General features: G+C 76.4%; 10 protein-coding genes. 5 read left to right on the forward strand and 5 right to left on the reverse strand.

All coding sequences use genetic code 11. From position 1 onward, the window contains the following. Positions 1-41 precede the first annotated feature (41 nt). From AC1UE5_RS26515 to AC1UE5_RS26530, 4 genes are all read left to right on the forward strand, one after another. On the forward strand, positions 42-707 hold the full coding sequence (locus AC1UE5_RS26515) for an ABC transporter ATP-binding protein (RefSeq protein ID WP_482928953.1): 666 nt from the start codon (positions 42-44) through the stop codon (positions 705-707). Next, the gene (locus tag AC1UE5_RS26520) at positions 704-2983 is read left to right on the forward strand and encodes an ABC transporter permease (RefSeq protein WP_482928954.1); all 2280 of its coding nucleotides are present in this window, start codon (positions 704-706) and stop codon (positions 2981-2983) included. The genes AC1UE5_RS26515 and AC1UE5_RS26520 overlap by 4 nt, the downstream gene beginning before the upstream one ends. Then, positions 2983-4494 carry a metallophosphoesterase family protein gene (locus AC1UE5_RS26525; RefSeq protein ID WP_482928955.1) on the forward strand — a complete coding sequence of 504 codons (1512 nt, stop codon included), beginning with the start codon at positions 2983-2985 and terminating at the stop codon, positions 4492-4494. Before AC1UE5_RS26520 ends, AC1UE5_RS26525 begins: the two co-directional genes overlap by 1 nt. A gap of 81 nt (positions 4495-4575) precedes the next feature. After that, on the forward strand, positions 4576-7554 hold the full coding sequence (locus AC1UE5_RS26530; protein WP_482928956.1) for a putative bifunctional diguanylate cyclase/phosphodiesterase: 2979 nt from the start codon (positions 4576-4578) through the stop codon (positions 7552-7554). On the opposite strand, the gene ispF is transcribed toward AC1UE5_RS26530, so the two are convergent. The 3 genes from ispF to AC1UE5_RS26545 are packed head-to-tail and all read right to left on the reverse strand — an operon-like array spanning position 7535 to position 9469. Continuing rightward, positions 7535-8014 carry a 2-C-methyl-D-erythritol 2,4-cyclodiphosphate synthase gene (gene ispF, locus AC1UE5_RS26535; RefSeq protein ID WP_482928957.1) on the reverse strand — a complete coding sequence of 160 codons (480 nt, stop codon included), beginning with the start codon at positions 8012-8014 and terminating at the stop codon, positions 7535-7537. The two genes, AC1UE5_RS26530 and ispF, sit on opposite strands and share 20 nt — an antisense overlap. Further along, positions 8011-8844, reverse strand: a complete 834-nt coding sequence (locus AC1UE5_RS26540; protein ID WP_482928958.1) for a histidinol-phosphatase — start codon at positions 8842-8844, stop codon at positions 8011-8013. The genes ispF and AC1UE5_RS26540 overlap by 4 nt, the downstream gene beginning before the upstream one ends. A 43-nt stretch (positions 8845-8887) precedes the next feature. Then, positions 8888-9469, reverse strand: a complete 582-nt coding sequence (locus tag AC1UE5_RS26545; protein WP_482928959.1) for a TetR/AcrR family transcriptional regulator — start codon at positions 9467-9469, stop codon at positions 8888-8890. Between the two features lie 57 nt (positions 9470-9526). On the opposite strand from AC1UE5_RS26545, the gene AC1UE5_RS26550 reads away from it, so the two are divergent. Continuing rightward, the gene (locus tag AC1UE5_RS26550; RefSeq protein ID WP_482928960.1) at positions 9527-10543 is read left to right on the forward strand and encodes a zinc-dependent alcohol dehydrogenase; all 1017 of its coding nucleotides are present in this window, start codon (positions 9527-9529) and stop codon (positions 10541-10543) included. Here AC1UE5_RS26550 and AC1UE5_RS26555 read toward each other — a convergent pair. Beyond that, positions 10540-10968 carry a Calx-beta domain-containing protein gene (locus AC1UE5_RS26555; protein ID WP_482928961.1) on the reverse strand — a complete coding sequence of 143 codons (429 nt, stop codon included), beginning with the start codon at positions 10966-10968 and terminating at the stop codon, positions 10540-10542. The genes AC1UE5_RS26550 and AC1UE5_RS26555 overlap by 4 nt on opposite strands. Before the next feature lie 82 nt (positions 10969-11050). Next, positions 11051-12214, reverse strand: coding sequence for a Calx-beta domain-containing protein (locus AC1UE5_RS26560; RefSeq protein WP_482928962.1), 1164 nt, complete (start codon positions 12212-12214; stop codon positions 11051-11053). Positions 12215-12233 lie beyond the last annotated feature (19 nt).

The raw sequence follows: 12233 nt of genomic DNA on the forward strand, positions 1-12233 counted from the left end.
GGCCTGGAGGAGCATCGCGGCCCTTAGGCTAGGGATGTGCGATGCAGGTGGTCACCGCACGGGGGCTGACGAAGGGGTTCGGGAGCGGCCGCGCTGCCCGCCGGGTGCTCGACGGCGCCGACCTCACCATCGCCGCCGGGGAGCTCGTCGCGATCGTCGGGCGGTCCGGCAGCGGCAAGTCCACGCTGCTGCACCTGCTTGCCGGGCTGGACCGCGCGGACGCAGGCTCCATCGAGGTCGCGGGGGAGCGCGTCGACGGCGCGAGCGACCGCCGGCTGACCGCGCTGCGGGCGCGTGCGGTGGGGTTCGTCTTCCAGTTCTTCCACCTCGTCCCGGAGCTGACCGGCGAGGAGAACGTGCTGTTGCCCACACAGGTCGCGAACGGCGGGCGGCGGGCCGGCGTGGAGCGCGCGCAGGAGTTGATCGACCGGCTCGGCCTGCGCGACGTCGCCGGCTCCCTCCCCCACGAGCTGTCCGGCGGCGAGCAGCAGCGCTTCGCGATCGCCCGTGCGCTGGTGAACGACCCGCCGGTCGTGCTCGCCGACGAGCCGATCGGCAACCTCGACCCGCTCGCCGGCGCGACCGTCCTGGAGCTGCTGCGGGCGATCGCCGACGAGGGCCGCGCGGTCGTGATGGTGACGCACCAGCCGGAGGCGGCGGCGATCGCGGACCGGGTCCTCCGGCTGGAGCAGGGGCGGCTGGTGTGAGGCGCCGGCGGCGGGGAGCGCGGACCTGGCTCGCCGCCGCCACGGTCGCGGCCGCGGCGCTCGTCGTGGGGACCGCGCTGACCGCCGCGGTGTCGCTGTCGGGCGGGTTCGAGCGGGCGGCCGACGCCGCGGACCTGCCGGACCTCATCGTGCGGTTCGACGAGGAGTCGCGGGAGGACGTCGACGCGCGGCTGGGCGCGCTGCCGAACGTCGCGACGCGGGCGTACCGGACGGAGCTCAGCCGGGTCGACCTGGAGGCGGGAACGGGACGCAGCGAGCGCGGCGCGATCCACGTCGTCGAGCCCGGCCGGCGCGGCTACGAGATCGTCGCCGGGCGCGACGTGCGCGGGCCGGACGACGCGGTGCTGGAGGCTGGCGTGGCGCGCGCGTGGGACGTCGAGGTCGGCGACCAGCTGTACGTCGAGAACCGGCGCGCGCGGACGATCGTCGGCATCGCGCGCTCGCCGGACAACGTGGCGTTCCCGCTCGCCGCCGTGCCCCGCGCGTACGTCACGGCGGACTCGATCCCCGCGCGGTTCCGCCCGCTGCCCGTGAACCTCGCGCTCGCGTGGCTGGCCGAGGGCGCGCGCGAGGACGTGACGCTGACGCAGGCGCGGGCGGTGTCGTTCGGGCTGGAGGACCTGCGCTTCGTGACGCGGGAGGGCGTGCAGGTGCTGATCGGGCAGGCGGCGGGGATCGTCATCGCGCTGCTCGTGGCGTTCAGCGTCGTCGCGTTGGGGACGGCCGGCGTGATGCTCGGCGCGACCGCGCGGAGCGAGGTCGCGCGGCGGCTGCCGGCGATCGGCGTCTCGCGGGCGGTCGGGTTCAGCCGGGCGCGGGTCGTGGGCGGCACGGCGCGGCGGGCGGCGCTCGTGGCGGCGCCGGCAGCGGCCGTGGGCCTTGCCGCGGGTGCGCTGGCGATGCGGGGCCCGAGCACGCGGCTGCTCGACGCCTTGAACGAGATCGGGCCGGGCGGCGCGCTGGTGTGGTGGCTGGCCGGCGCGTGGGCGGTCATCGTCGCGCTGGTGGCCGCGACGTCCGCCTGGCCGGCCTGGCAGGCGACGCGCGCGCCGGTCGCCGCGCTGCTGCGCGGGGGTGAGCTGGCCGCCGCGCCGCACCGCCGCCCACGGCGCCGGGCTGCCGGTGGGGCGGGTGCGGAAGCGGCGTCGCGGTGGCGTGCAGGCGGCGGGTTCGCCACCCTCGGCGCCCGCCTCGCCACGGCCCGCCGGGCGCGCTGGGCGACGACCGTCGCGGTGCTGGCGGCGGCAAGTGGCACGCTGGTCCTCTTGCTCAGCCTCGCCTCCCTCCTCAGCGCGTTGCGCGATGATCCCGGCACAGTGGGAAAGGACTACGCGCTCACCGCGAGCATCGGCCTCGACCGCCTCGACGCCGTGCGGCAGGTCGACGGCGTCGACGGAGCGGCGCCGCGGTGGGCGGTCGAGGCGTCGGCGGCGTACGCGCTCGGGCAGCCGCTGCGGCTGGTCGCGTTCCCCCGCGCCGACGCGGGGTTCGAGGCGCCGCCGCTGGCCGAGGGACGGCGGCGGGACGCGGTCGACGAGGTCGAGGTCGGCGCCGGGCTGGCCGACGCGCTCGGGCTGCGGCCGGGCTCCACGTTCGCGGTGGCGACGGCGACCGGCGCGGAGATCCGGCTGCGGGTGAGCGGCGTCGTGCGGGCGCTGGAGAACGACGGCCGGGTCGCGTACGTGGCGTCCGAGGCGCTGGAGCCGTACGGCGTGCTCACCGACCCGGTGGTGGCGGTGCAGTTGGCGCCGGGCGCGGACCGGGCGGCGGTCGGGCGGGAGCTGACGCGCTTGGGCGCGCAGCCCAGCGAGGCGGCCGCGGCGACGACCCGCGACCGTGCCTTCCTCGACGTCCTCGCGACCGTCCTGCGCGTCGTCGCGCTGACCGTCGCGCTCGTCTGCCTCGCCGTCCTCGCGCAGGCGCTCGCGGTCACCGCCCGCGAGCGGCGCCCGACGATCGCGGTGCTGCGCACGACCGGCGCGGGCCGCCCCGCGCTCGCCCGGCTGCTCGGCGGCGCGTGCGCGGCGGTGCTCGTGCCCGCGGCGCTGCTCGGCCTCGCACTGGAGTGGCTGGTGCTCGGCCCGTTCGTCGCCGACCTCGCCGCGGACTACGCGGGCCTCTCGCTCGCGCCGCGCGCCGGCCACGTCGCGCTCGCGGCCGGCGGGCTGGCGGCGCTCGGGGCGGTGGCGGTCGCGGCGGTCGCCGCGCGGCTCGTGCGCGAGCCGGTCGTCGCCGGGCTGCGGGAGGAGGCGTGATGGCGCGCCCACTCCGCACCCGCGCGCCGCGTCGCCGCTCGCGCGTGACCGCCGTCGGCGCGGTGCTGGCCTTGGCGCTGGCCGGCTGCGGCATCGACGAGCGCGGCGCGACCCCGCCCGGCTCGACCCTCACCGCGACCATCGTCGACCGCGACGGCGACGGCCGGCTGGAGCGCGGGCCAGGCGAGCGCCTGCTCGACCGCACCGACCTCGCGCCCCCCACCGACGGCCCGCTCCGCGAGACCGCCCGCGTGGCGCAGCTCAGCGACCTCCACGTCCGCGACGAGGAGTCGCCGGCGCGCGTGCCGTTCCTCGACCGCCTCGGCCCGCCGCTCTCCTCCACGTTCCGCCCGCAGGAGGCGCTCAGCCCGCAGGTCCTCACCGCCGCGCTGCGCGCCGTCAACACGCAGCGCCCCGACGCGGTGCTCCTCACCGGCGACCTGCTCGACTCCGCGCAGCGCAACGAGCTCGACCAGCTGCTCGACGTCGTGCAGGGCGGCCCGGTCGACCCCGGCAGCGGCCGCCGCACGTACGACGGCGTGCAGAGCGACACCAACCCGGACGGCCTCTTCTACCGCCCGGCGCTCGACGCGCCCCGGTTCCCGCGCCTGCTCGAGCGCGCCGCGACGCCGTTCTTCTCCCCCGGCGTCCGCGCGCCATGGCTGCCCGCGCTCGGCAACCACGACGTGCTGGTCCAGGGCGAGCTGCCGCCGTCGGCGACCACCGACGCCATCGCGACCGGCGACGAGGCGCTGCTTACCTTCGACCCCGCCCTGCGCGACCTCGTCCGCACCGTCCCGCGCGGCGCCGCGATCGAGGAGCTGCTCGCGCAGGGCCTGCCCGGCACGACCACGCCCGTGCCGGCCGACCCCGAGCGCCGCCACCTGCGCGCCGGCGAGCTCGTCGAGCGGCTGCGGCGCGCCGCCGCCCTCCCCGGCCCGGCTCGCGGCGACGCCGGCCGCCTGGACTACGTCCACGACGTGTCGACGGACCTGCGCGTGATCGTGCTCGACACCGCCGACCGCGGCGGCGGCGAGCGGGGGCTCGTGACGAGCCGGCAGGTCGCGTTCCTGCGCCGCGCACTGGCGTCCGCGGGCGAGCGGGCGGTGATCGTCGCCGACCACCACGGCCTGCACCGCAGCCGGGGCGGCGACGCGGCCCTGCGACTCCTGGCGCGCGACCCGGACGTCGTCGCGGAGGTCACCGGCGACACCCACCGCAACGCGCTCGAGCCCGTCCGCACGGCGGCCGGCGGCTACTGGCGCGTCACGACCACCTCGCTCGCCGACTGGCCCCAGCAGGGGCGGATGGTCAGGCTCGTCACCGGCCCCGGCGGCGCCCGCGCGCTCGAGACCTGGATGGTGGACCACGAGGGCGGCCCGGGCTCGCGCGACCTCCCGGGGGCGGCCCGCGAGCTGGCCTACCTGGACGCCCAGGGCGGACGCCCGAACGGCGACGCGGGCCGCCGGACCGACCGCAACGCCCGGCTCTGGCTGCCGCCGCGCGGCTGAGCCTGGCACCGCGCCGCTCACCCAGACCTCCCAGTTCCTCATGCGCGCGCGGAGGCGTGCCGACACGGGAAGAACGCGCCCGTGATCCGTCGCCTCCTGCCCACGACGAGCACGCTTCCGGCCCCGCCTCTCGCGGGGTTCGTCCTGGTCGCTGCCGGCGCGGTCGCCTATGCAGCGCTGCTCGCCGGGAACGCGACCGCCGCGCACGACTGGCTCGCCCCCGCGCTGTACGGGGCGGTCGCGGTGCTCATCGGGGCGCGTGCCGCGACGGTCGAGCGCGACCGCACCGCGTGGGCGCTGCTCGCCGCCGCGCTGCTCGCGTACGGGACGGGCTCGCTGCTCTACGCCGCGGCGGGCGGCGCCACGCTGACCGAGGCGCCGTGGCCCGCACACGCCGCGTGGCTGGCGTTCTACCCGCTCGCCTACGCGGCCGTGGTCGCGCTCGTCCGGGCCCGCGTCCCGGCGCTCGCGCCGAGCCTCGCGCTCGACGGCGCGCTCGGGGCGTTCACGCTCGCCGCCGTCGCCACGGCGCTCTTCACCGGCGCGCAGACCGTCGACTCGATCGACGAGGTGAGCGGCGTGGCGTACCTGCAGGGCGACGTGCTGCTCATCGCCGTGCTGCTGTGGAGCGCGGTCCTCGGCGGCCGCGGCGGATCGCGCATGTGGCTCACGCTCGCCGCCGGCCTCGCGATCGTCTGCGCCAGCGACCTGTGGGCGGCGACGACCGCGGCGGGCGAGATCGCGGGCCGGCTCAGCCGCGCGGCGTACCCGGCCGGGATGCTGCTCCTCGCCGCCGCGGCCTGGCAGACGCCGGCGCCGCGCCGCCGCGTCCGCGCCGACAGCCTCAGCGCGCTCGCCCTGCCGTCGCTGTGCATCGTCGTGCTGCTCGTCCTGCTGGCCGTCGAGCGCATCACCGGCGACGTGCCGGCCGTGGCGCAGACGCTGGCGGTCATCGCGCTCGCGATCGCGGCGGTGCGGGTCGTCGTCAGCTACCGCCAGCTCGCGCGCTTCCGCGAGGGACGCCGCTTCCAGCGCGGCTTCGAGGACGCCGCGATCGGCATGGCGCTCCTCAGCTCCGGGCCCGAGCTGCGGTGGCTGCGGGTGAACGCGTCGCTGTGCGACATGCTCGGCCGCACGAAGGACGAGCTCGTCGGCCGCCCGATCCGCGAGGTGATCGCGCCCGAGGATCCGATCGACCCCTCGCGTGTCGCCATGGACCGCCAGGGCGGCGAGCACATCGCGCCGTTCGAGCGGACGTTCCTCCACGCCGACGGCCACACGCGCATCGAGGCGCAGGTCACCAGCGTGCTCGTCGACGAGGACGAGGACGAGCCGTACTTCTTCTCGCAGATCCGCGACCTGACGCTGCGCAAGCGCGCGAACCGCCGCAGCGCCGCGCTGGCCGAGCTGAGCCGCCTCGCGCTCGACCACCCCGACCCGGACGTGCTCCTCCCCGCGGCGACGCCGATCGTCCGCGGCGCGACCGGCGCCGTGCGCTGCACGGTCGCGACGGGCGAGGAGGCGGAGCGGCCCGGCGCGGCCGGCGTCCCGCTGCGGGCCCGGCGGACGCCCGGCGGCGCGCCGCAGCTGCTCGTGGTGGAGCGGCCCGGGACCCCGTTCGACGAGGACGACCTGCGCTTCCTGCGGGCCGCCGCCGACGTGCTCTCGGGCGCGCTCGACCGCGCCGACGCCGAGGCGGAGATGCGCCGCCGCGCGCTGGAGGACCCGCTCACCGGGCTCGCCAACCGCGCGTTCCTGCTCGGTCACCTCGAGCACGAGCTGGCGGCGACGGCGCGCGGCGACGGGCCGCTCGCGCTGCTCCTCCTCGACGTCGACCGCTTCAAGACGATCAACGACACGCTCGGCCACAACGCCGGCGACGACCTCCTGCGCCAGGTCGCGGGGCGGCTGACCGACCGGCTGCGCCACGGCGACGTGGTCGCGCGGCTCGGCGGGGACGAGTTCGTCGTCGCGTGCGGGCGGCTGGGGAGCGCGGACGAGGCCGGCGTGCTCGCGCAGCGCGTGGTTGACGCGTTCGCCGCGCCGTTCGCGGTGGAGGGCCGCGCGCTGCACGTGCGCACGAGCGTCGGCGTCGCGGTCGCGGGCGTGGACGCCGACACGACGCCGGGCGCGCTGCTGCGCGACGCCGACACCGCGATGTACCGGGCCAAGGAGCGCGGCGGCGGCCGGTTCGAGCTGTTCGACGCGGAGCTGCGCGCGCGGGTGGTCAAGCGGCTGGAGGTCGAGCACGCGTTGCGCGGTGCGATCGACCGCGGCGAGCTGCGGATCGAGCTGCAGCCGATCGTGGCGCTCGACGGCGAGGTGCTGAGCGGCTTCGAGGCGCTGCTCCGGTGGGAGCACCCGGTGTGGGGCCGCGTTCCGCCCGGCGACTTCATCCCGGTCGCCGAGGACACCGACCTCATCCGCCCGATCGGCCGGTGGGTGATCGAGCAGGCGCTGCGCGTGTCGGCGCGGATCAACGCCGACCGCGGCATCGACACGGCGCTGCGGATCGGCGTCAACCTCTCGCCGCGCGAGCTCGTCCCCGACCTCGTGCCGTTCGTGCGTGACGCCGCCGCGCGGGCGGGCGCGGACGTCCGGACGCTCGTCTGCGAGATCACCGAGGGCCTGCTGGTCCAGGGCGACGCCGCGCGGCGCGTCATCGCGGACATGCGCGCGGGCGGCGTGGAGATGTCGCTCGACGACTTCGGGACGGGCTACTCGTCGCTCGCCGCGGTCGACGAGTACGCGCTCGACGTGGTCAAGCTCGACCAGTCGCTGGCCGCCGGGCTGGGCGACTCGCCGCGGGCCGAGGGCCTGGTGCGCGCCGCGGTCGGGATGACGACGGCGCTCGGCGTGCGCGTGCTGGCCGAGGGGCTGGAGGACGAGCGCCAGGTGCGCGCCGCGCGCGAGCTGGGCTGCCACTTCGGGCAGGGCTGGTACTGGGCGCCGGCGCTGCCGCTCGCGGAGGCCGAGGCGCTGGCGGCGGAGTTCGCCGGGCGGCGGCTGCCGGCCGCCACGGCCCGCGCCGCCGCGGCGGTCAGCCCGCGGCGCGCGTGAGGGTCGCGACGGCCATCGCGGCCACGCCCTCCTGACGGCCGACGAAGCCCATCTTCTCGCCGGTCGTCGCCTTGACGTTCACGCGGTCCGGAGCGACGCCCATCGCGCCCGCCAGCGACTCCTTGATCGCCGCCTTGTGCGGGCCGACCTTCGGGCGCTCGGCGAGGATCGTCGTGTCGACGTGGAGGATCTCGCGCGGCCCGAGCAGCGCGACGACGTCCCGGAGCAGCCCGAGCGAGTCGGCGCCCTCGTAGGCGGCGTCGGTGTCGGGGAAGTGCTCGCCGATGTCGCCGAGGCCGGCCGCGCCGAGCAGCGCGTCGATCACGGCGTGGGTGAGCACGTCGGCGTCGGAGTGGCCGAGGAGCCCCTTGTCGTGCGGGATCTCCACCCCGCCGAGGACCAGGCGGCGGCCCTCGGCGAGCTGGTGGACGTCCCACCCGATGCCGGTGGAGAAGCTCACGACGCGCCGAGCGGGACGAGCGTGCGCTCGCGCCTGGAGAACGTGACGATCTCCTTCACGCCGAGGCCTTCGAGCAGCTCGATCGCCTCGTCGTAGCGGAAGCCGAGCTGGTCGGCGGAGTGCGCGTCGCTGGAGAGCGCGATCGGGTTCCCGGCGTCGATGACCATCTCGAGGAACGCGGGGTCCGGGTAGATGGTGCCCGTCGGCTTCCTGAGGCCCGCGGTGGAGACCTCGACCGCGATGCCGGACTCGGCGATGCCCTCCATCGCGCGGTCGTAGAAGCGGCGCAGGTCGCCCTCGGGCTGCGGCCGCGTCTTGCCCCACATCTTCACGAGGTCGGGGTGGGCGAGGATGTCGTACAGGCCCGAGCGCGCGCACTCGCCGAGCACGTCGAAGTAGCGGTTCCAGACCTTGTCGGGCGACTCGCCGGTGGTCCACACGTCGTAGCGGTCGTAGTCGACGGCGTGGTCGCCGAGGAAGTGGACCGAGCCGACGACGTAGTCCCAGCCGCGGCCATCGAGGAGGTTCGCCATCCGGTCCTCGCGACCGGGGATGAAGTCGGCCTCGATGCCGAGCTTGAGGTCGGTCTCCTCGCGCACGAACCCGCAGTACGCGTCGAGGTCGTCGATCCCGAACCGGCGCCACAGGTCGTGCTGCCAGACGTCCTGGGCGGCGGTGAAGCGGTAGATGTGCTCGGCCACGCCGAGCTCCTGGATCCCCCGGTCCGCGGCGGCTTCGCGGTACCGGTCGGCGTTGGCGGCGGTGAAGTACTCGGCGGGCGTCGCGGCGAGGTCGTCCGGACGCAGGTGGACGTGGTAGTCGGTCAGCACGGGACGGCTGATTCAAGCAGCCGCGCCCGCACCTCCCCGCGCGTCAGGCGCGGCGGGCCGCGTCGACGAGGTCGCGCGCGGCGCGGTGGGCCTGCTCGGCGGCGCCGGCGTCGCCCGTGGCGCCCGCGAGCGCGAAGGCGCCCTCGACGAGGAGCGTGACGCCGGCGGCGACCTCCGGATCCTCGACCCCCTCCGCGCACACGAGCTCGCCGACCAGCGCGCGACGGCCCGCGAGGTGCCGTGCGACCGCGGCGTGGAGCGGGTGGTCGCGGTCGGGGATCTCCAGGGCGGCGTTGAGGAACGCGCAGCCGCGGAAGCCGTCGCGCTCGAACAGGCGGCCGAGCGTCGTGAAGAGCGCGTCGAGCGGCCGCGCCCCCTGCGCCTGGCGCCGCTCGACCGCGGTGCGCAGCGCGGCGATGGCGGGCTCGTCGCGCGCGGCCAGCGCGGCGCCGATCAGCGCGTCCTTCGAGCCGAACTGCTGGTACAGGGTCCGCTTCGTCACCCCGGCCTCGCGGGCGATGGCGTCGACGCCCGTCGCCTCGATGCCCTGCGCGTAGGTGAGGCCCGCGGCGGCCGCGAGCAGGCGCTCGCGGGCGGGGCGCTCGGGAGGTTGCGCGGCGACCATGGCGGCGAGTATACATACCGGTCGGTATACTGTGACGAACGAGACGAGGTCCCAGCGATGCGACAGCTCACCCTCCAGGCCGCCGGCGACATCGCCTGGCGCGACGTGCCCGAGCCCGACCTCGAGGACGACGGGCAGGCGCTCGTCCGGCCCCTCGCGGTCGCGACCTGCGACATGGACCACGCGCTCGTCACGGGGCGGACCCCGTTCCCCATGCCGATCGCGCTCGGCCACGAGGGCGTCGGGGAGGTCGTCGCGGTCGGCCGCGCGGTGCGCTCGGTCCGGCTGGGCGATCGCGTCGTCGTGCCGTTCCAGATCTCGTGCGGGACGTGCGAGCGCTGCCGGCGCGGCGGGACCGACGCCTGCGAGCGCGTGGCGCCGCTGGCGATGTACGGGTTCGGCGCGTTCGGCGGCGACTTCGGCGGCCTGCTGAGCGACCTCGTCCGGGTCCCGTTCGCCGACGCGATGCTCGTGCCGCTGCCCGAAGGGCTCGACGCCCACCACGTCGCCAGCGCCAGCGACAACCTGCCGGACGCCTACCGGCTGGTCGCGCCGTTCCTCGCCCGCCGGCCCGGTGCGGACGTGCTCGTCCTGGGCGGCGTCGCGCGCTCGATCGGGCTCTACGCCGTCGCGCTCGCCCGCGCGCTCGGCGCCGGCCGCGTCGGGTACGTCGACGACGACCCCGCGCGCCTCGCGCTGGCCAGCGACCTCGGCGCGGAGGTGCTGGAGGCGGACCCCGCGCGCGGCGAGTTCGCCATCGTCGGCGACGCCTCCGGCCGCGCCGACGGGCTGCGCCTGGCGATCCGCGCGACCGAGCCGGGCGGCGACTGCACGCACGCGGGCGTCCTCTTCGCCAACGACACGCCCCTGCCGCTGCTGGAGATGTACACGCAGGGCATCCACCTCCACGTCGGCCGCGCGCCGGCGCGCCCCGTGATCCCCCACATCCTGAACCTCGTCCGCGCGGAGCGGCTGCGGCCCGAGCTCGTGACCGACCGCGTCGTCCCGTGGGAGGACGCGGGGGCCGCGCTGCTCGAGCCGCACACGAAGCTCGTGTTCGCCCGCGCGGGTTAGCCCTCGATCGTCACGGTGGCGGCGGCGCTGCGGTGGGTCCCGTCGAGCCCCGGCAGCGACTCGACGACGACGCGGAACGTCTCGGTGTTCTCCGGCTCGCCGTCGGTGTGGACCGGGATCTCCAGCGTGCGGACCTGCTCGCCGGGCTCGAACCGCACGATGCCCGCGCCGGCCTCGTAGTCGGCGCCGGCCTCGGCGGTCCCTGCGCGGGTGGTCCAGCGCAGGCGGACGGGCGCGCCCTCGCCGCGGACGACGGCCAGGCGCGCGGCGCCGCGGCCTTCCAGGACGGTGGCGCCGTGGACGCCGACGGTGCCGGCGGCGATCGGGTGGACGGCGGGGGCTCCGGGATCTTCGACGGCCGCGAAGGCCGTGCCCGCGAAGAGCGCGAGCACGACCGCGGCGGCGGTGGTGTGTCGGGGTCGCATGTCAGCCCCGACGGTGCCGGACCGGCGTTGGCGAACCCTTGGCCCCGCGCTGCCGGGCGGGCCAGGGTGTCCGCCGCAGGTCCTACCGGCTTGTGGTGCGCTTGCGCGGGGTGCAGGTGCGGTAGCGGCGGGTCTCCGTCCGCTTCGCGCCGCCCTTCGCCGCGCGCCCGCTGATCGTCACGGCGAACTCGCCCTTGGGCCGCCCGCGGAGGTCGACCTGCGCGACGAGCCTGCCGTTGCGCCGCACGGTCTTGACCGTCGCGCCCGCGACCTTCACGGACGCGCTGCGGTACGTGCCGAGCGAGATCGAGAAGCGGCGGCGGCTGACGCACGTCGCGGGCGGCAGCTGCGTCGTGCTGCGCTGCGTCTGCTGCGCTGCCGCCGGCGCGGGCGTGGTCGTCGCCGGCGCGGGCTGCGTCTCGGTCGGCGTGGTCGGCGTGGTCGAGGTCGTGTCCGTCGTCTGCGTCGTCCCGGTCGGCTCCTCCGGGTCGGTGATCGTGACGAACGCGCGCGCCTGCTCCTCGCCGTACTCGAACGTCACGTGGAACCGCTCGTCGTCCTCGTGGTCGTCGTCGACCTTCAGCGGGATGTCGAACGAGACCGGCTCGTTCTCCTCGATCTGGAAGGACCTGTCGACCGGCTCGTAGTCCTCGCCGGCCTTCGCGGTGCCGTCGAACGTCTCGATGTCGAACCACGTCGGCTCGTCGACGTTCTTGGGCGTCATCGTCACCTTCGCGACGCCGTCGGCCTCCTTCACCGTCACGTCCTCGGTCGACAACCCGATCTCGCCGTCGTCGTCGAGGATCACGACCTTCGCCTCGCGCACGCCGCCCGTGGGCAGCGGGGTCGTGTCGTTGGTGTACGTCCCGCGGTCGACCGCCATGCCGACCCCGAAGTGCTCGTCGCCCTCGTCCTCGTAGTCGTCGTAGATCGGCACGGTGACCGTCGCCTGGTCGAGGTTGCCCTCGGTGCAGCGCAGGAACGTGTGCATCCCCTGCGCCTCCGGGTGGTCCGCCGGACCGGCGGTGTCCTGCTCGGGGTCGAAGGGCGACCACCACGACATGCGGAAGCGGCCGCTCTGACACATGTCGCGCTGGACGGTGAGGACCGCGTGGCCGTCCTCCTCGTGCGCCGTCACGGTGGCCGGGACCCAGCTCAGGTTCTCGCCGGTGCCGAGGGTCGCGCCGGTCATCCCGCCGGCAGCCAGCACGGCCACGCCGGCCGCGGAGATCCGTCTCACGTTCATGGAGCGCGATGCTGCACGG

It is taken from the genome of Parviterribacter multiflagellatus (genome assembly GCF_056863265.1).

What these genes read in the sequence shown, in the direction of transcription:
- AC1UE5_RS26525 (WP_482928955.1), top strand. Translation starts at nt 2,983, where the DNA reads ATGGCGCGCCCACTCCGCACCCGCGCGCCGCGTCGCCGCTCGCGCGTG.
- AC1UE5_RS26515 (WP_482928953.1), top strand. Translation starts at nt 42, where the DNA reads ATGCAGGTGGTCACCGCACGGGGGCTGACGAAGGGGTTCGGGAGCGGC.
- AC1UE5_RS26555 (WP_482928961.1), bottom strand. Translation starts at nt 10,968, where the DNA reads ATGCGACCCCGACACACCACCGCCGCCGCGGTCGTGCTCGCGCTCTTC.
- AC1UE5_RS26560 (WP_482928962.1), bottom strand. Translation starts at nt 12,214, where the DNA reads ATGAACGTGAGACGGATCTCCGCGGCCGGCGTGGCCGTGCTGGCTGCC.
- AC1UE5_RS26545 (WP_482928959.1), bottom strand. Translation starts at nt 9,469, where the DNA reads ATGGTCGCCGCGCAACCTCCCGAGCGCCCCGCCCGCGAGCGCCTGCTC.
- AC1UE5_RS26550 (WP_482928960.1), top strand. Translation starts at nt 9,527, where the DNA reads ATGCGACAGCTCACCCTCCAGGCCGCCGGCGACATCGCCTGGCGCGAC.